Below are 22,365 nucleotides of genomic sequence, written 5' to 3'. Positions count from 1 at the left end.
ATTATCTTTTGGGTGAAATGGTTTCTTGGGCGTGAATGGCAGCGCAGATCATTCGAAGGGACTCCTCGAGATTACCGTCTGCGGTCTTGAAAGAATCCGCATCGATGGTCAAAGGCGCACCCAATACCACCAATGGGGCTCCATATTGAGGACATTTGATTGCCTGCTCGAGCGAAAGTCCACCCACTGCCTGTACAGGGATATTCACAGCTGCCACCACTTCCCGGAGTTGATCCAATGGACTTGGCATCCGATGTCCGGCAGCGGCAATTCCCCTTCGCTCGTCATAGCCGATGTGGTGTATGACATAATCACAGCCCAAGTCTTCCAAAAATTTGGCACCTTCGACCATATCCGGGCAGATCATATTGTCTCCCATGACTTGGACTCCGAAGTCCTTTCCGGCTTTGACTACACATTTGATCGTCTCGGCGTGGGCACGGGCCATGACCACGACATGGGTGGCACCTGCCTTGGCCATCATCTCGGCTTCAAGGTAACCGCCGTCCATGGTTTTAAGGTCGGCGACTATTGGAACTCCCGGAAAGGCCTCCCTGAGTTTTCTGACTCCATGCAGGCCTTCTGCCAAAATCAGGGGAGTGCCTGCCTCCAGCCAGTCTACTCCAGCCCGCATGGCCAGAGCGGCTGTTTCCAGCGCCTCATCGATATTCGTCAGATCAAGAGAGATCTGTACAATAGGTTTCATAGTTATGGGTTTAAGGTTGCTTTGAATATAAAATTTTTCCGGCCTTTTCTATTCAAATACTGGATGAAAGGACTACCAATTGATTGGACTGGCTTTAAATATTTGTACTTTCTGAACTGAAATAGAAACAACCCAAAAGTGCCAATCCCAATTAACCTTAGCTATGGCCGAAAAGCGAAAAATCACCCTTAAGGACATTGCCAGAGAATTAAAGCTTTCTCCATCCACAGTATCCCGTGCGCTAAATGGATATGCTTCCCTTTCTGAAGAAACCATACGCCAAGTCAAGGAATATGCTGAAAAACACAGCTATGTCCCCAATGCCCTTGCGGTCAATTTTCGGAAAAACAGAACTTCCATCATCGGTCTGATTGTCCCGGAAATCGTCCATCATTTTTTTTCAACCACAATCAGCGGGGCGCTGGAAACGGCAAAAAAACATGGCTATCATGTCTTAGTAGCCCAGTCCGGAGACATCCTAAGTGGGGAGGTCTTTGCCTGTCGGACCATGTTAGGATTGGGTGTGGATGGATTGTTGATTTCAATTTCCAATGAAACGGTAGAGGGTGATCACATTCAGGATTTTTTGGAAGAAGGTAAGCCCGTCGTGCAGTTTGACAAAATAACTGATCAGTTGGTGACGCCAAAAGTGGTTGTAGATGATTTCAACGGAGCCTATGAAGCTGTAAATCACCTGATTTCAGAAGGCTATCGTAAAATCGCCCACCTCAGCGGAAGAATGGAGGTCAAAAATGCGCACGAGCGGTTTTTGGGCTATAAAAAAGCCGTCGAAGATCACGGATTGGATTTCAGGGAGGATTGGGTTAAGAACTGCTCGGCTATTTCGGAGCAGGAAGGGTATGATTTTACCAAGCAACTGATGGAAAGCGCGAACCCTCCCGATGCGATCTTTTGTATCACGGACTTAGTGGCTCTGGGAGCAATGAACTACCTGAAATCAGCCAGATATGAGGTGCCAGGTCAGGTGGGCTTGATGGGATTCAGCAACTGGATGCTGTCAGAGTACACAAGTCCAAACCTCAGTTCGGTGGATCAACATGGCTTTGAAATGGGACAAAAAGCCACTGAACTTCTGATCGAATTGATCAAAAATCACGACTTGGGAGATAATGAAACGGTGGTGATGAAAACAGACCTGATGATACGGCAATCTTCACTTGGTAAATGAAAAAAGTCGGATGAGGATCCGACTTTTAGGTTTCATTTTGGTTCAAGAATTAAAAACGCGTAAGGCTCCAAAATCAGGTGTTCGTGATCCGGTCCGATCATAAACTCCCTCCCACTCCAGTGATCCACCAGTTTTTGTGCTCCCTCTCCCTGCTCCCGAAAAGCATACCAGGTAAGGTAAGCCGCTTTGTCCGAGAAGTTGAAAAGACAATACATCCGCTCGTTGCCCATTCGGCGGATAAATCCCGCCACATGAATGTTGTGCGGACTCATCCAGGAAATATTACTCAAGTCACTAAACACCCCATTGGCCTTTCGAATCGCAAGCAGTTTTTTGGTTCCGGCGAAAATCTGATGCTCTACAGTTCCTTCTACCTTTTTGCGGTTGACCTTTTCCCAATCGATCACCGGGCGGTGCATCCAGCGGTTGTCATAACTTTTGCCGGGATCATTTTGGTAGCTGTAGTCATTGGTATAGCCGACTTCATCCCCATAGAAGAGCATCGGCAAACCGCCCAAAAAAATCGAATGGGCCTGCATCATCAGGATTTTTTGGCTGCTTTGGTCGATGGCCGGACCATTGCCTTCGATCAGGGCTTTTTCCAATCCGCAAAGTGAGGCCAAAGTCCCGCTGATCCGGGCATCGCCTGTTTTGGGATTGGAAGAGAATAGTGCACCCCTCGCCGGGCTCATCCATTGATCGCCCGAGAACGAGTAGTATTCTTTCAGAAACTTCCGATGTTGAAAGGGATTTTTTCCAGCCTTAGCGATCATGTAGTCATCGTATCCGAGTCCGATATCGTCGTGACATCGCGTGTAGGTGATCCAAGAAGTCCCGTACGGTTTTTGCAAAATCTCATGTTGGGCATTGAGCATAACACGGGTTTCACCGGAAGCCAGCATGTCCCATTGAAGTGCCATTTGGGTGGCATTGTAAGCAAAATCACACTCCTGGGCGATGAATTCACCCGTACCAAAGTACTTCATGATTTCAGTTGGAGCCACGATGGCCTCCCCCAATAGGGCCATTCCGGGAGTGGCCACTTGGACACACTGCTTGATCAGGCGAAGCAGGGTATGTGCTTCCGGGAGGTTTTGCGAGGTGGTACCAGTCTTTTTCCAGATAAAAGCCGGCGCATCAATCCGAAGCAGATCCACTCCCAGATTTCCATAGAACAGGATGTTTTCCATCATTTCCCGAAAAACCACGGGATTGGTATAATTCAAGTCCCACTGATAGGTGTGGAATACAGTCATTACCCATTTTCCCATTTCCTCATTCCAGGTAAAATTACCCGGTGCACTCTCCGGAAAAATGTCCGGCATCGTCTCATCAAACTCGTTTGGAATCCAGCGGTTGTCGTAGGTGTAGAAGAAATTCTGGTAGTAAGGATCTCCTGCTTTGGCTTTTTGGGCCCATTCGTGGTGGTGGGAGGTGTGATTGAGCACGATGTCTAGCATGAGGTACATGCCTTGGTTGTGCATTTTTTTCCGAAGGGCTATCAAATCCTCCAAGGTCCCAAATCGCTCATCGACTTTTCGAAAATTGGATACGGCATAGCCTCCATCGCTTTCCCCGGCGGGGCTTTCGAAAATCGGCATCAGGTGGAGAAAATTTACCCCCAAATCCTCCAGGTAAGGAAGCTTTCCGGGCATATTTTTCAGACTACCACAAAAGCGATCCACGTAAAGACTCATTCCAGCCAGTTGGTTGGAAAGAAACCAAATTCCCTTATTGGCTTTTTCTTCATCTCTCTGGCGGAGACTTTTTTCCCGGTTTTGGTAGCCTTGGATCAGACTTCCGAGGAGTTGGTAAAACTGGGACTCTGCCTCCGGATGGGATGCGTAAATTTCTCCAAAAAGGCGATGAATAAGCGGCAAATGCCTGGAAAGTCGTTCGGTAAAAGCGTGGTCTTTTCCTGTGGGATCCAAGCCAGCAGCCTGCATAAGTCCAAGAGCTTTTTCCTGAAAATTGGATTCGGTTTTCATGACCGGAATTCTGAATATGTTGATTTTTGAAATTAATGTCCTACCGAAACCGGGGCTGCGTTAGGGTCGATGGATTTATTTTCCTTGATTCGAAGGGTAGCTAAGGCAGCGATCAGCAGAAGTACACCCCCAAAAATGATGGCCTGTCCGGCATCGTTGTTTAGGAAGTTTTTGGAGATAAATCCAAAGGTCAGTGTCTGGAGAATCATCGGGATCACAATCATCATATTGATGATACCCATGTAGACCCCATAGCGCTCCTTGGGGATTTCATTGACGACCAGAAGGTAAGGAACCCCCATCATACTCGCCCAAGCAATCCCAAAACCAGTCATGGGGGCAAAGAGCAGATACTTGTTTTCCAGCATCGGGAAAATGATCAATCCCACTCCTGCCATCAGCAAACAGATAAAATGCACCTTTTTCGGACCAAATCGTTGTGCCATTTTCGCGAGGAAAAAAGCAGACAAAAAGGTGACGATATTATACCAGCCATTGACCAGGCCTGCCCAACCGACAGCTTCCTCATACTTGGCAGGATCACTTGACGGGGTCGCATCCCAAACGGAAAGGGCAATACTTTTGGCAGCATTTTGCCAATAGCAGAAGAGCGCATACCACTGAAAGAGGTAGACCAGCGCCAACTTCCACATCACGGAAGGCATGTGAATAATAGACTCAATGATTTCCAGATTTTGGGCAAAAAGTACCCGGGTCGTAGGATTACTTTCTGCCCAATGCATGGTTTTCCGAATGAGTTGACGGTCAAAAATGGAAGGGATCAAGAGGAGCAAAAAAACCAAATAAGCTATCAGCGTAGTCAGGATCGAAAGGAAGAATTGAATTGCGGGATGGGGCATTCCTTTGTTTCGCTCCTTCAATGCCGCCAATTCCTGTGCTGAGGGTGGATATTCAGGTGTTTTGGAAATACTCCACATCACTGACGTAATCGAGCAAACCGTCCCGAGGAAAAAGGAAGCATATACCCACATCGGCAGCGAACCGATTGTTCCTTTGAAAAATATCTGAAAGACAAAAAGTGAAATATTGGCAAGCGTGATTCCAAGACCTGTAAAAAAGCTTTGGGTTAGGAATCCCTTACCATATTGTTCCTCAGGCAAGGTATCTGCGATCAATGCCCGATAGGGTTCCATCGCGGTGTTGTTGGCTGCATCCAAAACCCAAAGTAAGCCGGCTGCCATCCACAGGGAACTACTGAACGGGTAGAAAAAAAGGCAAATACTGCACATCAGGGCGCCGATGAAAAAGTAAGGCTTTCTCCTCCCATATTTTTCACTCCAGGTACTGTCACTTAGGGCACCGATGATCGGCTGAATCAGAAGTCCAGTCATCGGACCTGCTAAGTTCAGGAGAGGGATTTCATCAGGGGCAGCACCGAGCATATCATAGATCGGGTTGACCGCACTTTGCTGAAGGCCAAAGCTGTATTGGATCCCAAAAAAACCAACGTTCATGTTGATGATTTGGGAAAAAGAGAGATTGGGTTTTCGCATTGGGTTAGCTTGGGTTAATCAAAAAAGGAGCAGAAATCACTTTTGATTTTGAAAAAATACAAAGTTTCGGAATTGGAAATTCTCTCCAAAAAAGGGTAACACCAGCCTAAGCGCAGAAAACCTCAAGGAAATCGATTGATAACTCAAAAAAAAAATTTAAATATTTTTTCATGAAAAATTAAAAATGAAATTCACTTCGGTCTTCCCCTTCCTTACCACTTATGTCCATCATCCAATTAATCAAGAAAAACTACCGAAAGTCGAGACTAAAAAGATGGAATCGGCTCTACGACCAGAGTCATGTGACACGGGTGGAAAATGGATTGAAAGTATTGGCTAGTCAGGGAAGAACGCTGTCTCCGCAGGATTCAAAAAAAGCTGAAGAATACGCCAAGACAGTATTGGGGTCGATTGACTTTGCTCCCTGGCTGAAATTGTACACAGCTTATCGGGGAGAGTTTTTGGAGGGTTGGATTCCTGACAATTACCTGGGACGAGTAGTATGCCCAGCTGTCAATGGCAATTTGAGATCCTTGGGACAATACAAAACACTTTCAAAAAAAATCCTTCAAACCGAAAGCCTACCCGATTTAGCCTATTTTATCAAGGGAAGTTGGATCACGATAGCAGGCAACCCTTCTTCAAAAGAGGAGGTGAGATCCATTTGCTTTGACCAATACCCCTATGTTTTTCTGAAAAAGGATTTTTCATTTCAGGGAAACGGGGTGATCAAATTGGACCCCACAGGGTTCGCAACTTTCGACTTCTCCAATGCCGGTGATTTTGTCATTCAGGCCCCGATTTTCCAGCATCCCTTGCTGGAGGAATTCAGCCCAGGTGCGGTGGCCACCCTTCGTATTACAACGGTCAAGCCGCCGGGACAACTTGCCAAAAACCGACTATGTGCGTTACGGATTGGACGAAAAGGGATGGAATACATTTATACCAAAGATTGTATCCGAGTACCCATTTGGCCTGAAGATGGAAGACTTTTTCCGAATGCCACCTCGGCTGACTGGACAATTATGGAAAAACATCCCGACACCGGAGCCCATTTCGCAGGAAAGTCAATCCCCTCTTTTCACCAAGCTGTCCGACTTTGCGAAAATCTCCATGACCGGGTACCTCATTTTCAGTTGATCGGATGGGATGCCACCATCGATACCCATGGGGAAGTAAAATTGATGGAGTGGAATACCGATGAACCTGGTATCGTTTTTTCTGAACCCACCACAGGTCCTCATTTCAAAGGCTTGGGTTGGGAAGAACTCTGGAAAAATGCAACTAACCTCTCCCGGTAAAAATGGGCCTACTTTCTATCGCAAAAACACTTTTTCGCAAGAATCAAAAAGAAAAAAGAGATGCTGCCACCGATTTTTACTTCAACCAAAAAGCCGGGGAAGCCTATTCGGGAGTCATCGCCCAAAATCCGAAAAAAAAGCTCAGCCAATCGCAAGAGAAACAGGTAAAAGAATATGCTTTGGATGTTTTCGGAGCGGAGTCGTGCATCCCATGGCTTAGAGTATACACCGCCTTTAGAGGAGAGTTTCTGGAAGGGTGGATGCCTGTCAACTTTTGGGGTAGGGTGGTATGCCCATCACTTAATGGGGATTTGCAACTTCTTGGAAGGATAAAAACGCTCACCAGAAAGTTTCTTAGATCGGATGCTCTTCCCGATTTGATCTATTATGTCAATGGAACTTGGATCAGTGTGGAGGGAGAGTCTCTGGACAAGAAAAGTGCGGAGGACTTCGCTTTTGCAAACAGTGCAGTTGTTTTTTTGAAAAAAGACCATACTGGGCAGGGCCACGGACTAATTAAATTAAACAGGGAGGAGTTTCAGAAATTAGACTTTTCCAAAACAGGGGATTTTGTCCTTCAGGCCCCCATCACGCAGCATGCTTTTTTTGAAACACTTAGTCCGGGAAGTGTCGCGAGCTTACGGATTACGACATACAAGGTCCCGGGGAAAATGGCTAATACCCATCAGTCCAGCATCCGTGTGGGTCGCTTGGGAACTTCCTTTATTGTCGGAGACGATTGTGTGAGGTTGCCCATTTGGGAAAATGAGGGGCGTTTATACGATTTTGGGTTCAGCGGAACATGGGAACTGATGGACCGCCATCCGGATACAGGCGTTCGATTTTTTGGTTTGAAAATTCCAAACTTTGACTCTATCAAGCAATTCTGCCAAACCCTTCATGACCAAAATCCTCACTTTCCGCTTATCGCGTGGGATGTCATTCTAAATCAGGATAATCAAATTCAGATTATGGAGTGGAATACCGTAACCCCTACAATCGGGATTTCAGAGGCGGCAACAGGGCCCCATTTTAAGGGTTTGGGATTTGAGAACCTCCGGAAATAAAACTACCCCAGCCTCTGAGGGAAACTGGGGTAGTTTAGATATTGGTAGCTTTTACTGAAGTCTAGCCTGAATTTCCTGAATCAAGCCGTCGTACTTTTTCAGAATTCGGGCCCAATCTTCAAATTTTTCGTCATCCTTTACGGTCACCTGAGTTTGTCCATCAAGAAATGCCTCCTGACTGATCAACTTTACTGCGTAAGCCAACTGATCAGAATTTCCTCCACTGGAAACTATCACGCGGGTTCGGATGATACTGGACTGGAAATTTTGGACCTGCCATGAAGTGGTCAGGTATCCGGTATTGTAGTCCACTGTTTCCAGGATATCAAAGTAACCGGTGATAATTGAGCTAAGGATTTTCCAAGCCTCTTCAGGTGCAATTCCAGCTTTTACAGGAACGGTAATTCTTACGTTTGCCAAATCTGAAGAAACTGAAGATGTGTAGGCTTCATCCACCTGCAATTCAAGGAAGTCAGAAGCAGGTGGCTCCTGCATATTGGTCTGATTGCAGTAGTTTTTGATATAGCGAACAAACCCATCTTTGCTTACCCGGATTTCCACACAGGAATTTTTTGGCACTTTCAAATCATATGCCCCATTACCTACTCGCTTACCTCCGATCTCGATCGCGGCATCATTTGGTGCAGTGGTGATTTTAACTAGTCGGTCTTCCAAAAGCACCTTATCCCGTACCGGTGGTTCGGCATCTCCTTCTTTGTTGCAGATCACTTTTTCGTAATTGACAAAACCGTCCTTGGTAACCGTCACAGTAACGCAATCTCCGAATGGAATCTTGACGTCCTGATTGCCTTTTCCCAAAGTGATCCCATTAGCAGCAACCGTGGCATCAGCCGGGGAAACCTCAAGTCGAACTTGGCGGTCTTTCAGGATAAAATGGTCCTTCATCGGAGGGGTTTCCTTGTCAGGCTGATTGTAATACACTTTGGTAGCAGTGACAAACCCCGGTTTTTTCACCTCTACGGTAAGGAAGCGATCCTTTTGAATGTAGAGGTAAATCGCTTTAGTGCCAATCATCCGCCCGTCAACAAATATCTCGGCATCGAATGGTTCAGCTGTAATGTCTACCTGCCGGGTGTCGAGAACGATTTTTTGTTCCTTATCCCACTTGAGGTCTTTGTTATACTCCTTGATGACAGGCTGATAACCAGGTTTTGTGATTTTAACACGGTTTTTAGAGTCTTTTTCCAACTTCAGCTCTACAGTCCCAGTACCCAATTCCTGCAAATCCGAATCGTCATAGTCATTAAGCAAAGTAAACTTTGCATCGGAGTGATTGGCGTTTAACAGGATTTTTTGGGAGTAGGATGAAAAAGCAAAAAGGGTGAAAAAAGAGAAAAGAAGTAAATGTTTGTATTGCATATGCTTTCATTTGGGTAATTGAGATCGGCAAATAATTCAATAAGAATTATTTATGCAAATCAATATTTTCAGAATAGTTCAATAATTCTTAGGTCAGGACCAAGCCTTCTTCAAAAAGTTCAACCAGTTTTGGGACATGACTTTTTCAATGTCAGTTTCACTGTACCCTCTTTTTTGAAGGATATCAGGGATTTTCTGCAGGTCAGCTATGGTTTGGAGATCAGCGGGACTCTGCTCAGTGCCAAAAGCACCGTCCAAATCCGAACCAATTCCAATGTGGTTGGCATTGCCGGCAAGTTGACAAATGTGATCAAAGTGATCGATCACAGTAGCAATCGTCACATTTCGTTCCTGCGGAGTGGACTTTCCCCTGACCCATCCCGGACTAAGCATCCAGGCATCAAATGCTCCCCCAATCACTGCTCCCCGGTCAATCAGGGCTTTGATCATCTCATCGGAAAACTGCCGGTTGTGATCGACTAAGGCCCGACAGTTATTATGACTGGCCCACACAGGACCCTGGTAAATCTCCAAGGCATCCCAAAAAGCCAAATCGCAAAGATGAGTCGCATCCAGAATGATCCCGAGTTCGTCCATTTTCTTCACCAATTCTTTGCCTTGATTACTCAAAGGTGCTGAGGAATCTGTTCCGAAAGCATAGCGTCCCGGTCCATAATGCGCCGGACCCAAAGCCCGAAGTCCTCTTTCGTAGGCTTTTTCCAGATAATCGAGATTCACGATCGAGTCGGCTCCTTCCAGCGAAAGGATAAATCCTACGGGCTTTTGGCTTTTATCGTCTCCCTGATTCCAATGGGCCAAATGCGCCTCCAGCTCGGTCCAATTCCGGATTTGGGTCATTTCCCCTTTTTCGACCATGGCCTGGTACCAAGCCAATTGACCTTGAGTTTGTGCCCAAGCTTGTTCTGGAGAGTGCCAGCCCGGAAGTGGATTGTCAAGTGCAACATAGCGTCCGATCTGGGTAGCAACGACTAGACCGATGTTTCCTTTGCGAAGCTCAGGGAGAGATACAGTGGCATTTCCCCGATCGGGTTTGTCGGTCATCCCTTTTTCCCGGGAGTTTATTTCAGAGACAGGACGAGTTAGGTCACGGTTCCATTCGAGCGCATTCATGCTCAAATCAAGGTGGGCATCAACAGTAAACATGGCTTAGAAGGCTTGAAGGACAAAAACAGTTGGGATTTTATGAAGGTCGACCGGATAGTTTTTCCAATCGGCAACGGGCTTAGTTTGGATAAACTCATCCACTGAAGTGAGGTTTTTGGCGATACAGAGCTTGGTATGGGGTGCCAAAGTCGTTAGCAAATCCTCCAGGAGTTGATTGTTGCGAAATGGGGTTTCCATAAAAATCTGGGCACGTTTCTCTTTGATGGATTCTGCCTCCAGTTTTTTTAAAGCGACGGCACGGTCTTTTTTATCGATAGGCAGGTACCCATGAAAAGCGAAAGACTGCCCGGAAAAACCCGAACCCATCAGCGCCAAAAACATGGAGCTAGGCCCGGAAATCGGTACGACTTGAATTCCCTTTTGGTGGGCATAGGCTACGGCCAATGCTCCCGGATCGGCGATTCCGGGGCAACCCGCCTCCGAAATTACTCCGATATCTGCCCCATTCATAAGAGGCTGCATCAGGCGTGGAAGTTGCTCGGGTTTAGTTTCTTTGTCCAACACTTCCATGTGCACCTCTTCGAGATTGACACCAAGTTTAAGGCTGGAAATGTAGCGCCGGGCAGATCGGGGATTTTCAACCAAAAATATCTTGGTATGCGCGATGACCTCCTGAACTTGGGGCGAAATCACCCAATGGGCAGTGTTATCTGCCAAGACATTGGGGATTAAGAAAAGCTTTCCTTTTGGCATTTTGGGATCGTGGAGAATGGGGCGAAAGATAAAATTTAACATCCAAAATCATTACCTTTTTAGCGTTTATCACCATTCCTATTTCTTAGTATGAAAATTCGCCTTTCTATTTTAGGACTTCTGCTACTACTCTCAATCCAGACCATGTCCCAACAGGTCAAAGCTTTGGTCGGAGGTACCCTAATCGACGGCTTCGGAGGCACTCCCATCCGCAATTCCGTCATCATTGTTGAAGGGGAACGAATCAAAGCCATAGGCCAAGTGGGAAGCTTGGCCATTCCTGAAGGTGCAGAGGTCATTTCCACCGAGGGGATGAGTGTACTTCCAGGGCTCTGGGACATGCATGTGCACCTGATGCTGAACGGACACAGCGACTACACGCATTGGGACAGTACATATATCGATGTCTTTGAATCAGTCATCATGCCCTCCTCCGCACATCAGTTGCTGATGGCTGGTGTGACCAGCGCCAGAGATTTAGGTGCTCCACTGGAAGCGAGTATTAATGTTCGCGAGCGGATCAAGCGAGGGGAAATCCCCGGTCCGACGATCTATGTATCCGGTCCATTTATCCAAAAAGCACCCTATCCCGGCACGGAAGCCTTCCGCTGGGGAGTGAATGGGGCCGCCGATGCACGGGCGAAAGTCAAAAAACTCATAGACGCTGGTGTGGATGTGATCAAGCTGATCGATCAGGATCAAATGACCCTCGAGGAAGCCAAGGCAGTAGTCGATGAAGCGCATAAGTACGGGAAAATGGTCGTCGGTCACTCCCACCGGCCTGACGAAATCCGAATCGGATTGCAGATCGGCGTGGACAACTTTGAACATACAGGGCTGAGTTCAGCTCCGGAATATCCCGAAGATATCATGCTAATGATGAAGGAAAGAGCAGCCAAAATGAACTTGGGGCCACTCTTCTGGACCCCAACCGTAGAGGGGCTGTTCAACTACGAATATGTCCGGGACAATCCCGAAAAGCTGGACGATACTTCCTGGCACTTAGGTTTGCCGGATTCGATCATTCGGGATATCCGGGCTTCCCTTCGCTTTCCAGGACGGATGAGCTATTTCCAGTTGACTCCCGTGAGGAAGCCAACCTTGGATCGCAAGTTTGCCCAATTAAAGGAAAGCGGCGTGGTGATGTTGGTGGGTACGGACAGTGGCATACCCATGAAATTTCACAGCCAAAGTACCTGGAACGAACTCGATGTCTGGGTCAATCACTTCGGCATGGATCCGCTATTGACGATCAAAGCAGCGACTTACTGGCCTGCCGTGGCGATGAAAGTGGATAAAGACTATGGCACAATTTCCGAAGGAAAATACGCCGACATCATTGCCGTGCGCGGAGATGTCCTACGCTACATCAACCTATTACAGGATGTGGACATGGTGATGAAGCATGGAAAGAAAGTCAAGTGATCAGTAGACAGTCGAATTAAAGTAAAAGGGGTGAAATCCGATTGAGATTCACCCCTTGATTTTTTCACCCCAAAAATCTCCTCATTGCCTCCACTACCGCATGAGGCTGCTCAGCATGGAGCCAATGGCCGGCGTTAGGGATAAATTCCAGTTCATAGTTCGGAAAGTGGGACTCCAAATCGGGAAGGTCTTTTTGCTGGATGTAATTGGAATTGGCTCCAGCGAGAAATAGAGTCGGCCCCTTGAAAACAGCGCCCTCAGCCAAGGCTTCACCAACATTTTCAATCTTCTCGGTGATTACCTTCAGGTTAATCTTCCAGGCAAATCCCTCACTGTCCCGAGTAAGGCTTTTCAGCAAAAACTGACGGACACCGAGTTCCGGAATATAAGCAGCCAACTGATCATCGGCTTCTTTTCGGGATTTGATTTCTTTCAGATTTAGGGAATTCAATCCCTCCAGAATTGTCTGATGGTGGATGGGGTAAAACCGTGGTGCGATATCGGCCACAATTAATTTTTCCACTAGTTCTGGGTATTTCACTGCAAAGTTCATCACCGTTTTTCCACCCATGGAGTGACCCATAAGGTAGATATTTTCCAAACCTTCGGCATCGATAAGTTCCTTTAAATCCTCCACCATCACGGCATAGTTCCATTCTTCCGAATGCGCGGAATCCCCATGATTCCGCTGATCGATGAGGTATAGGGTGTAGTGCTCGACCAGTTCCTTGGCGATGGAAAACCAGTTGTCCAGCGAACCAAAAAGTCCATGGAGAATGACTAAAGGTGGGCCGGAGCCGGATTTTTTATAGTTGAGGTTCATAGTTTAGTTTGTCAACGGTCGACGGTCCACAGACGACAGCCGAGCAGCGATATTTTAAAATTTCGAATTGAGGATTAAAGTTTTTTATACTGGGCCGTGGACTGTGGTCTGTCGACCGTTGACTATATCTCAAGCTGCCTCCTATACATCTGAATCGTATTTTCCAATCCATAATAAAGCGCATCGCAGATCAGGGCATGGCCGATGGAGACTTCTTCCAGAAAGGGAATGCTTTGATGCAAAAAGGCCAAATTGTGCAAGTCCAAATCATGTCCTGCATTCAGACCCAAGCCCAATTCCCGGGCAAGATGGGAAACTTCCACATAAGGTTTCACTGCCTTTTCCCGATCTTGATGATAGTGGGAGGCATAAGGTTCGGTATAGAGTTCGACCCGGTCGGTACCTGTCCGCTTTGCCGGTTCGAAGTATTTCGCTTCGGGATTGATGAAGATGGACACACGGGTGCCAATTTCTTTGAGTTCAGCGACGATATCACTAAGGAGACTCTGATGGGTGATGGTATCCCAACCGGTATTTGAGGTAATCGCATCCGGCGGATCAGGTACAAGGGTAGCTTGTGCAGGTTTTACTTCGCGGATTAGTTGCATAAATCGCTGATCAGGATAGCCTTCGATATTGAATTCAGTGGTCACAACTTTGGAAAGATCCAAGACATCCTGATATCGAATATGCCGCTCGTCAGGACGGGGATGCACCGTAATTCCCTGAGCACCAAATCGCTCACAATCCAAGGCTACCTTGACTACATTGGGATTATTGGCTCCCCGGGCGTTGCGCAGGGTGGCAATCTTGTTAATATTTACGCTGAGTTGGGTCATATCCGTAGTGAAAAAGGGTATTTTTACCCCGTATTTTTGATATAACACAAACTTAGGACGAATGGCTTTAAAGCAGAAAGTAGAAGGCGAAATAAAATCCGCCATGATCGCAAAAGACAAGGTGCGACTGACCGCATTGAGAGCAATCAAATCCCTGATCCTGTTGGAGGAAACCAAGGAAGGATTTTCGGGAGAACTCAGTGCCGATGATGAAATGAAGTTATTGACCAAGGCAGCCAAGCAGCGGAAGGATTCGGCTGAAATCTATGAAAAGCAAGGCCGCGCTGACCTGCTTGAAGTCGAATTGGCAGAGCTTGCCGTCATTCAGGAGTTTTTACCTAAAGCCCTAACCGATGAAGAGTTGACTTTTGCAATACAGGAAATCATCAATGTCACCGGTGCTGCAGGTCCAAAGGACATGGGTAAAGTGATGGGTGTAGCCAGTAAGCAACTGGCAGGAAAAGCAGACGGAAAAGCAATTTCTGAAAAAGTAAAATCCTTGCTCAACAGCTAATTGGCACCGGTAGATATCATCATTCTGATTTTAATTGCATTGGGAGCCTATGAGGGCTACAAGAAAGGCCTGTTGCTGAGTATTGTGGGACTTATAGGCTTCGTTTTGGCGATTGCTTTGGGGGTCTACTTCATGGATCCCGTAAGTAAATTTTTGGCAAAGCATCTGGACGAAATCACATTTGCTTTTCCGATTATGGCTTTTTTGATCGTTTTTTTACTTACCCTAATGTTGGTTGGAGCTGCGGGGTGGGTTCTAAAGCGAGTAATGGATATGGTACTTTTGGGCGGACTGGATAGCATCGCAGGTGCGATATTGGGAATTGTTAAATCCGCCTTCTTCATCAGCTTGTTCATGTGGCTTTCTCTCCAGTTTGACATGAAAATGCCCCGGGAATGGCGTGCAAAAAGCGAATACCTGCAATACATTGAACCACTAGCTCCGAGCGTGATTGGGGTTTTGGAACCTGTATCACCCAAGTTGAAAGAATTGCAAAAGACGATGGAGGATATTGTGGAGGAGTTTAAGGATGCTGCTGCTGATTGACAATTTTGATTCCTTTAGTCATATCCTCGCCGATCTGATCCGACAAACGGGTGAAGAATTGACGATTCTGAGGAGTGACGCTACTCCTGAAAAAGTTGAGAAAATTGAATTCCAGGGACTAATTCTATCGCCGGGACCCGGAAAACCTTCCGATTCGGGGAATCTGATGCATATTTTTAAAGCGTACCATGATCGAATTCCTGTCCTCGGAATCTGTTTGGGGCATCAGGCCATCGGGGAATTTTTTGGGGCAGAGCTGGTGAAAAATCAAGTTCCAACTCATGGGAAGGTTCATCCTGTCCGAAAAACCAACCCTCACCATTTCACTCATAACCTGCCTGAACAATTCCAGGTGACCCGCTATCATTCCCTTCAGTTAAAAAATCTTCCAGACTTTCTTGAATCGATTTTAGAAACCGAAAGCGGGGAGATCATGGGAATTGCTCATCGGTCATTGCCCATTTTGGGAATTCAATATCATCCGGAGGCTTTTTTAACGGAATTTGGACTGGAAATCATCCAAAATTGGATCAAATCTGTGCACCACTTAAAGTATTGATCTCTAGAGGTTATTATAAAAAAGCTTACCTCAAGTCAATCACCTCGATACCCGGATATTTTTTGGGATCAAAGACAAAATAGGTCGCAGGCAGACTGGGTGCAGCTTTTAGATTTTTGAACGAGTAGGAAAACATGCCTCCTTGTCCGTCATACATCTCCCAACCCAACAAATCCTTGGTCGCTTTGTCCACCATCAGCTTCACTTGCTTGAAAGGGGCATTTGGCTTTTGGGCAGTCAACTCTACTACATTGACCACTTTTCCCTGGTAAGTTTTGTCTGCTAAAAGCTTGTAATTAAAGCCCGTCTGGTACATTTTGTAAATGTTGGAAGGAGTAAGTTCACCTTCCATCTGGGCCACGTCGTTTATGGTCACCTCTTTGTAGGTATCAGTTTGGATAAAAGTCCAGACCGTTTTACCGTCGTTGTAGATTTCCTGATCGGGAAGTTTGAGTCGGTATTTTTCCCCGCTGACAGCAATTTCTCCGGTTTGACGGTCCCCAGTACCTCCACCGTCTTGAAAGGTGTAATCAAAACTTGCCGTAAAACCCTTCATGCTTTGATACTTTTGGCTCATGCCATCTAGCACCACTTTGGCTTTGGGATCTTTCTGAGCAATCGCCTCAAAACCTATAAAAAACACGAAAAAAAGAAGAGAAACTAAGGAATTGAATTTCATGAAACCGGGCTGCGGGAACTACTAAAACAGCGATTACAAACTATTCAATAACCGTTCCAAACTGGCTTCATCCTGGATCAGGACTTCTCGTGCTTTGGAACCCTCAAAAGGTCCAACTATTCCTGCTGCTTCCAGCTGGTCTACAATTCTTCCGGCTCGGTTGTAGCCCAATTTTAACTTTCGTTGGATCAAAGAAGTGCTTCCCTGCTGATGCAAAACAATCAAGCGTGCTGCCTCATCAAACAGAGGGTCTCGGTCAGAAAGATCCACGGAAGACAAGGAACCCTCACCATCTTCTCCCACAAACTCGGGCAATAGATAGGCATCGGAGTATCCCTTTTGCTCACCGATCCAATCACAAATTGCATCTACCTCCGGAGTATCGAGGAAGGCACATTGGATACGTGTCATTTCAGAACCCAGGGAAAGCAGCATATCACCCTGACCGATCAATTGGTCAGCTCCCCCGGCATCCAGGATGGTTCGGGAGTCAATCTTGGAAGTGACACGGAAAGAGAGACGGGCCGGGAAATTGGCTTTGATAATACCGGTGATGACGTTTACTGAAGGTCTCTGTGTAGCCACCACCAAGTGAATTCCGATAGCTCGGGCCAACTGCGCCAGTCGGGCAATAGGAGCTTCGATCTCTTTTCCTGCAGTCATCATCAAGTCGGCTAATTCATCAATCACCAGGACGATGTATGGCATGAAATAATGGCCTTTGTCCGGATTGAGTTTACGAGCGATGAATTTCGCATTGTACTCTTTCAAATTTCGGCAACCCGCATCTTTAAGCAGATTATAGCGATTATCCATCTCAATGCAGAGCGAATTGAGCGTATAGATTACTTTTTTGGTATCTGTGATGATCGCTTCTTCCGAACCAGGGAGCTTTGCGAGGAAGTGCCGCTCGATTTTGTTGAAAAGTGTGAGTTCCACTTTCTTCGGATCAACCAGCACAAACTTCAACTGGGAAGGATGCTTCTTGTAAATCAAAGAAGCCAAAATCATATTCAGACCAACAGACTTGCCCTGACCGGTGGCACCTGCCATCAGGAGGTGAGGCATTTTCGCCAAGTCAGCCACAAAGACTTCATTGGAAATGGTCTTGCCCAAGGCAATCGGGAGATCTTTGTCGGACTTCATGAATTTTTCCGTTCCCAATACCGCACGGGCAGGCACAAGCTCACGGTTTTTGTTGGGAACTTCGATACCGATGGTTCCCTTTCCCGGGATTGGAGCAATGATTCGAATTCCTAGTGCAGCCAAACTTAGGGCGATGTCATCCTCAAGATTTTTGATTTTTGAAATCTTCACTCCAGGATCCGGGACGATTTCATACAAGGTGACCGTAGGACCGATTGTTGCCTGTATCCCCTGAATTCCAATCTGGAAATTCTTCAGGGTAGTCACGATTTTATCCTTGTTCTCCTGAAGTTCCTGCATAGACACGGTCACCTTTTTGATGTCGTATTCATTTAGCAAATCCAGAGTTGGATACTTGTATCTTGGCAAATCCAAAGTTGGATCGTAAGGATCCAGATTTTCTACTTCCTGAGCAGTTTTTTCTTCTTCAGGAGCCTTTTTTACAGAGAAATTCCCCTCCTTAACAATGGTCTTTCCTGGTCCTTCTTCCAATAAATTAACCTGAGGAACATCAAAAATATCCTCTTCCTCCTCGGGTAAATCAGAAGTAAGATCAAATGGCAATTCTGGCTCCAACTCATCTGGAAGGCTGCTTTTCACCTCCCAAGCACTTCCATCGTCATCAAATTCTTCCTCCTCTTCAGTTAAATCATCCTCCATCGCTTCATCCGAATTGAATGGATTGACCTGCTTGGTTTTTCGTCCTGAAACGGAAGAAAATTCAGATTCATCTTCAACTCCTGCCTTTGATGCAAACCAGTTGAGCTGCTCCAAGCCGAAGAAAAGAACCACAAAAATCAGAAACGCTCCGACAATGAGAATGAATGTTCCCATTCCCAAGAAATCACTCGATAGTTTGGCCAATTCATATCCAAATCCACCCGACAGGAAACTCCAGTAGGAATACCCTTCAACCAAAATCACAATGTATCCCGTGAGCAATCCAAGCCATGCCGTGAAAAAGAGTGCAAAAACCGAGTATCGGGTAAGTGAAATCAGCGAAAACTTAAATGTCCACCTGAATCCAACCAGAAAAAGAAAAGGAGGCAACAAAAAGGCAGCAATCCCAAACCATCGGTAAATCAACCAATGGGAGGCTTGAGCTCCTAAAAAACCAACCCAGTTTTGAGATTCACGTGCAGAATCACGGATTTCCTGATCCAGATTGTTCATCACGAGACTCTGGTCTTCAGGCCCGTTGATCAGGTAGCTGATGAAGGCAATTAATAGAAAAATACTTGCCGAAATCAAGATGATTCCCAAGGTAAGGGTCAGTTGCTTGGTTTTGATGCTACCAAACGAAAAACCCGGTCCCTTCGGAGCCGAGGGCGCCTTTTTAGGGTTTTCAGATTTCTTTCGAAAAGTATTTTTGCCGGGAGATTCTGATGCCATTTAAGCCTGAAAGTACAATTTTAATTTTAGCCAGAAGGCGATTGAAAGACAACTTACCGGGAAAAGTACTCCAGAAGTCCTTTTTTGATTTTTTTGATCAAACCTGGTCCCTCATAAATCATGCCCGAGTAAACCTGAATCAGACTGGCACCGGCTTCCAACTTTTCAATCGCATCTTCCGCTGAGAAAATACCACCCACACCGACAATAGGAAATGCCCCATTCGACTTCTGATGGAGATATCGGATCACTTCAGTGCTTCTTTTTGCCAAAACTTTCCCGCTCACCCCTCCTGCGCCGATCGCGTCCACCTCTGTTTTGGGAGTGCTCAAAACCGAACGGTCAATGGTCGTATTGGTCGCAATCACGCCGGAAATTCCGGTTTCCAGGACGATCTCCACGATATCATCCAACTGCCCGTCTGTAAGGTCCGGAGCGATTTTCAACAGAATCGGTTTTGGGTTTTGCTTTTTGTCGTTTGCCGATTTTACTGCTTGGAGGAGTTGTTTGAGCGGCTCTTTTTCTTGCAAATCCCGAAGATTGGGGGTATTTGGAGAACTCACATTCACTACAAAATAATCAACATAAGGATGCAGGGCCTCCAGGCAAAACAGGTAATCATCTACCGCATTTTCATTTGCTGTGACTTTGTTTTTGCCGATGTTTCCTCCGACAATCACTTGGGATTTGCGCTTTTTCAGTCGCTCCACTGCCGCCAGCACCCCGCCGTTGTTGAATCCCATGCGGTTGATCAAGGCCTCATCTTGGGGAAGTCTAAACAACCTCGGGAGTGGATTTCCTTCCTGCGGCTTTGGCGTCAGGGTTCCGATTTCAATAAATCCAAAGCCTAGCATCGCCATCTCATCGATGAGTTTGGCGTCTTTGTCAAACCCCGCAGCGAGCCCTACCGGATTTTTGAATTTCAACCCAAAAACTTCCCGCTCCAGTTTTGGATCTTCCAATTCAAACGTGGACTTCACCATCGAACTGACCACTGGAAGATTGAACGTCAACTTGGTCAGGTCAAAAGTTAGGTGGTGGGCATCTTCCGGTTTTTTGAGAAAAAGCAGAGGCTTAAGCAGGGATTTGTACACGTCGTCGAGGTTGGATTTCGGTTCCAAATTTAGACAATGCAGAATTGAAAAAAGGGGGAATGCAAAAATTGCGTCCCCTTTTCCTAAGATTCCTGACTGTTGGCCTCCGTGATCAATCTCAGTCCTTCCAAGGTCAGGTTTCGATCCACCTCATCGAAAGTTTTTTCCAAATTGGTCAAAATCGCGGACAGTCCGCCTGTCGCGATGATGGTGAATTTCAGCCCGGTTTCCTGTTCAATTGTTTCGATCATTCCCTTGACCAGGCCGGTGTAGCCATACAATACGCCCGCCTGGATGGCATGAATGGTGTTTTTCCCCAAGGCAGATTCCGGAAGCTTCAAATCCACTTCTGGAAGTTTGGAAGTATTCGAAAAAAGGGCCCGAATGGCTGTTTTCAGACCGGGGACGATATTGACTCCGAGGATTTCTCCGGTGGCATCAACCGCAGTGAACGTCAGTGCGGTGCCAAAATCCACAACCATGACCGGTCCGGCAGTTCTGGAAAAGGCCGCCATGACATTGCACATCAGATCGGATCCGATTTCATTGGGCCTGAGTGCCTTGATGGGTAGTTTGGCGTAGCTTTTTGGATTGATCAGGAAAGGAGACAGCCCAAAATAGCTGTGGCAAAACTGCTCAATTATGGAATTGATCTCTGGCACGACAGAACTGAATCCTATTTTTTCAATCTGGGAAACCTGGATATCATGTTCCAAAAAATAGAGCGGGACTTTTTTACTCAGCTGGGAGATCAGCTTGGGAGTTTTGGTTTCAAGGCGGAATTGATTGGTCCATCTTCCGCTTTTTTGGTCAAAAAGTGCAAAAACTACGTTTGAATTGCCTGCATCGATGGCTAAAAACATTTGGTGCTTAGGTTTTGACTAATTTAGGCCATCCTAAAAGGAAAAACCAAATCAACCTTTATACAATCTGCTTATGTACTCGCTTAGAGAAGGTAAACTTGAAGACTTGCCCCGTGTTTTGGAATTGATCAAAGAACTAGCGCATTATGAAAAAGCGCCTGAGCAAGTCACCAACACGCTGGATTTGATGAAAGAAGATGGCTTCGGGCCAAATCCAGTGTATGGTCTTTATGTATGCGAAAAAGACAGCACCGGAGAAATTATAGGAATTGCCATCTATTACTACCGATACAGTACTTGGAAAGGCAAGCGGCTCTATTTGGAAGACATTGTAGTCACAGAGTCCGAGCGGGGAAATGGTGCCGGTAAAATGCTGTTTGACCGGGTGATGGCCAAGTGCCTGGAGTCTAATTGCACGGGAATGATGTGGCAGGTGCTCGACTGGAATGAGCCTGCAATTAATTTTTACAAAAAATACGGTGCTACCCTTGAGGCCGGCTGGCTCAACGCTCACTTGCAGGATTATGAGATAAAGAAATTGCTGGGTGCATGATGTTCAATGACCGATGCGTCTTCCATACTACATCGGTCATCCCACATAATCCCCTACCTTTGTGATTCATTATGAGAAAGAAGCCATTTACCGTTGTCTATGAGGACAACCACCTCCTGATCGTCAACAAAGCAGCGGGCATCCTGGTACAGGGTGACAAAACCGGTGACAAAACGTTGACTGATTATTGCAAAGAATACATTGCCGAAAAATATGACAAGCCCGGAGACGTGTTTCTTCATCCTGTCCATCGGCTGGACCGTCCGGTGAGTGGATTGGTTGCTTTTGCCCGTACTTCCAAAGGATTGGAGCGGATGATGGAGCTGTTCCGTAAGCGGGATATTCACAAAGTATATTGGGCCATTGTCAAGCGCAGACCAAAAGAGGAGCAGGGAAAGCTTACCCATTGGCTCACCAAAGATGAATTCAAAAACGTGGTTACAGCTCATGAAAGAGAAGTTCCGGGTTCGCAAAAAGCGGAATTGAATTATAAGACCCTGGGCTACATGAATGACCACTGGTTGCTGGAAGTACGTCCGATTTCCGGTCGTCCCCATCAGATTCGGGTGCAGTTAGCATCCATGGGTTGTCCAATCCGGGGCGATGTCAAATATGGTTTTGCCAAGCCTAATCCTGACGGAAGCATCAACCTACATGCATTTCATTTGGTTTTTGTCCACCCGACCCGAAAAGAAAAACTCTTCATGAGGGCGGCACTCCCTGAAAATGAGTTTTGGGAGCAGTTCCTAGAATTCGAAGAGATCAAAGCCAAAGATCAGCATCTGGACAATACCTTTTCAGGGTAACCATATTTGATAGCTTCGCGGATGGAAAAAGATAGGTCTATCTCCAAGATAAGCCCAAAATCTGGCGAAGCTTATCTCAATCTCGCATAGCCTACACCGATAA

Annotated in this window: 21 protein-coding genes; 9 read left to right on the top strand and 12 right to left on the bottom strand. The window is 46.4% G+C overall.

The window, feature by feature from the left end; translation table 11 throughout:
• Position 1 precedes the first annotated feature (1 nt).
• Positions 2 to 706 carry an orotidine 5'-phosphate decarboxylase / HUMPS family protein gene (locus D0X99_RS02915; protein WP_119476127.1) on the bottom strand — a complete coding sequence of 235 codons (705 nt, stop codon included), beginning with the start codon at positions 704 to 706 and terminating at the stop codon, positions 2 to 4.
• A 163-nt stretch (positions 707 to 869) separates the two neighbouring features.
• Between D0X99_RS02915 and D0X99_RS02910 the strand changes: the two genes are divergently transcribed.
• Positions 870 to 1,895, top strand: a complete 1,026-nt coding sequence (locus D0X99_RS02910) for a LacI family DNA-binding transcriptional regulator (protein ID WP_119476126.1) — start codon at positions 870 to 872, stop codon at positions 1,893 to 1,895.
• Between the two features lie 32 nt (positions 1,896 to 1,927).
• Here the strand turns inward: D0X99_RS02910 and D0X99_RS02905 are convergent, their stop codons facing one another.
• Together D0X99_RS02905 and D0X99_RS02900 are read right to left on the bottom strand one after the other, a co-directional pair.
• Complete coding sequence (locus tag D0X99_RS02905; protein WP_119476125.1) at positions 1,928 to 3,883, bottom strand: alpha-amylase family glycosyl hydrolase; 1,956 nt, start codon at positions 3,881 to 3,883, stop codon at positions 1,928 to 1,930.
• Positions 3,884 to 3,915: 32 nt separating this feature from the next.
• Positions 3,916 to 5,397, bottom strand: coding sequence for an MFS transporter (locus tag D0X99_RS02900; protein WP_119476124.1), 1,482 nt, complete (start codon positions 5,395 to 5,397; stop codon positions 3,916 to 3,918).
• A 221-nt stretch (positions 5,398 to 5,618) separates the two neighbouring features.
• On the opposite strand from D0X99_RS02900, the gene D0X99_RS02895 reads away from it, so the two are divergent.
• On the top strand, positions 5,619 to 6,698 hold the full coding sequence (locus tag D0X99_RS02895) for a sugar-transfer associated ATP-grasp domain-containing protein (RefSeq protein WP_119476123.1): 1,080 nt from the start codon (positions 5,619 to 5,621) through the stop codon (positions 6,696 to 6,698).
• Positions 6,699 to 6,700: 2 nt separating this feature from the next.
• Entirely contained in the window at positions 6,701 to 7,765 is a 1,065-nt protein-coding gene (locus D0X99_RS02890; RefSeq protein ID WP_119476122.1) for a sugar-transfer associated ATP-grasp domain-containing protein, read from the top strand.
• Between the two features lie 51 nt (positions 7,766 to 7,816).
• Here D0X99_RS02890 and D0X99_RS02885 read toward each other — a convergent pair whose 3' ends face one another.
• The 3 genes from D0X99_RS02885 to D0X99_RS02875 all read right to left on the bottom strand — a co-directional run bounded on the left by D0X99_RS02885 (position 7,817) and on the right by D0X99_RS02875 (position 11,023).
• Positions 7,817 to 9,145 (bottom strand): hypothetical protein, encoded by a 1,329-nt coding sequence (locus D0X99_RS02885; protein ID WP_119476121.1) that lies wholly within the window; start codon positions 9,143 to 9,145, stop codon positions 7,817 to 7,819.
• A gap of 93 nt (positions 9,146 to 9,238) precedes the next feature.
• Complete coding sequence (locus D0X99_RS02880) at positions 9,239 to 10,309, bottom strand: dipeptidase (protein ID WP_119476120.1); 1,071 nt, start codon at positions 10,307 to 10,309, stop codon at positions 9,239 to 9,241.
• A gap of 3 nt (positions 10,310 to 10,312) precedes the next feature.
• Positions 10,313 to 11,023 carry an SAM-dependent methyltransferase gene (locus D0X99_RS02875; protein WP_119476400.1) on the bottom strand — a complete coding sequence of 237 codons (711 nt, stop codon included), beginning with the start codon at positions 11,021 to 11,023 and terminating at the stop codon, positions 10,313 to 10,315.
• Between the two features lie 144 nt (positions 11,024 to 11,167).
• Between D0X99_RS02875 and D0X99_RS02870 the strand changes: the two genes are divergently transcribed.
• Positions 11,168 to 12,448 carry an amidohydrolase family protein gene (locus D0X99_RS02870; protein ID WP_233553634.1) on the top strand — a complete coding sequence of 427 codons (1,281 nt, stop codon included), beginning with the start codon at positions 11,168 to 11,170 and terminating at the stop codon, positions 12,446 to 12,448.
• Between the two features lie 64 nt (positions 12,449 to 12,512).
• Here the strand turns inward: D0X99_RS02870 and D0X99_RS02865 are convergent, their stop codons facing one another.
• Both D0X99_RS02865 and D0X99_RS02860 read right to left on the bottom strand, forming a co-directional pair.
• The gene (locus tag D0X99_RS02865) at positions 12,513 to 13,271 is read right to left on the bottom strand and encodes an alpha/beta fold hydrolase (RefSeq protein ID WP_119476118.1); all 759 of its coding nucleotides are present in this window, start codon (positions 13,269 to 13,271) and stop codon (positions 12,513 to 12,515) included.
• Positions 13,272 to 13,393: 122 nt separating this feature from the next.
• Positions 13,394 to 14,110: a pyridoxine 5'-phosphate synthase gene (locus tag D0X99_RS02860; RefSeq protein ID WP_119476117.1), complete on the bottom strand. Its 717-nt coding sequence runs from the start codon at positions 14,108 to 14,110 to the stop codon at positions 13,394 to 13,396.
• A 61-nt stretch (positions 14,111 to 14,171) separates the two neighbouring features.
• Between D0X99_RS02860 and D0X99_RS02855 the strand changes: the two genes are divergently transcribed.
• From D0X99_RS02855 to D0X99_RS02845, 3 genes are read left to right on the top strand one after another with little or no spacing between them, the layout of a single operon-like run.
• Positions 14,172 to 14,624, top strand: coding sequence for a GatB/YqeY domain-containing protein (locus D0X99_RS02855; protein WP_119476116.1), 453 nt, complete (start codon positions 14,172 to 14,174; stop codon positions 14,622 to 14,624).
• The gene (locus D0X99_RS02850) at positions 14,625 to 15,170 is read left to right on the top strand and encodes a CvpA family protein (protein ID WP_119476115.1); all 546 of its coding nucleotides are present in this window, start codon (positions 14,625 to 14,627) and stop codon (positions 15,168 to 15,170) included.
• Entirely contained in the window at positions 15,154 to 15,729 is a 576-nt protein-coding gene (locus D0X99_RS02845) for an anthranilate synthase component II (protein WP_119476114.1), read from the top strand. The genes D0X99_RS02850 and D0X99_RS02845 overlap by 17 nt, the downstream gene beginning before the upstream one ends.
• Positions 15,730 to 15,754: 25 nt before the next feature.
• Here the strand turns inward: D0X99_RS02845 and D0X99_RS02840 are convergent, their stop codons facing one another.
• From D0X99_RS02840 to D0X99_RS02825, 4 genes are all read right to left on the bottom strand, one after another.
• Positions 15,755 to 16,408 (bottom strand): LolA family protein, encoded by a 654-nt coding sequence (locus tag D0X99_RS02840; protein ID WP_119476113.1) that lies wholly within the window; start codon positions 16,406 to 16,408, stop codon positions 15,755 to 15,757.
• 33 nt (positions 16,409 to 16,441) lie between these two features.
• Positions 16,442 to 18,946, bottom strand: coding sequence for an FtsK/SpoIIIE family DNA translocase (locus D0X99_RS02835; RefSeq protein ID WP_119476112.1), 2,505 nt, complete (start codon positions 18,944 to 18,946; stop codon positions 16,442 to 16,444).
• Between the two features lie 53 nt (positions 18,947 to 18,999).
• A complete protein-coding gene (locus tag D0X99_RS02830; RefSeq protein ID WP_119476399.1) occupies positions 19,000 to 20,040 on the bottom strand; it encodes a quinone-dependent dihydroorotate dehydrogenase in 1,041 nt (346 codons plus the stop codon).
• A gap of 83 nt (positions 20,041 to 20,123) precedes the next feature.
• Positions 20,124 to 20,903 carry a type III pantothenate kinase gene (locus tag D0X99_RS02825; protein WP_119476111.1) on the bottom strand — a complete coding sequence of 260 codons (780 nt, stop codon included), beginning with the start codon at positions 20,901 to 20,903 and terminating at the stop codon, positions 20,124 to 20,126.
• 73 nt (positions 20,904 to 20,976) lie between these two features.
• Between D0X99_RS02825 and D0X99_RS02820 the strand changes: the two genes are divergently transcribed.
• Together D0X99_RS02820 and D0X99_RS02815 are read left to right on the top strand one after the other, a co-directional pair.
• On the top strand, positions 20,977 to 21,456 hold the full coding sequence (locus D0X99_RS02820; protein ID WP_119476110.1) for a GNAT family N-acetyltransferase: 480 nt from the start codon (positions 20,977 to 20,979) through the stop codon (positions 21,454 to 21,456).
• Between the two features lie 71 nt (positions 21,457 to 21,527).
• Positions 21,528 to 22,262 carry an RluA family pseudouridine synthase gene (locus D0X99_RS02815; RefSeq protein ID WP_119476109.1) on the top strand — a complete coding sequence of 245 codons (735 nt, stop codon included), beginning with the start codon at positions 21,528 to 21,530 and terminating at the stop codon, positions 22,260 to 22,262.
• Positions 22,263 to 22,365 lie beyond the last annotated feature (103 nt).

Source organism: Algoriphagus lacus, from assembly GCF_003583985.1.
GTDB lineage: Bacteria > Bacteroidota > Bacteroidia > Cytophagales > Cyclobacteriaceae > Algoriphagus > Algoriphagus lacus.
This window is presented reverse-complemented; position numbering and strand designations above follow the sequence as displayed.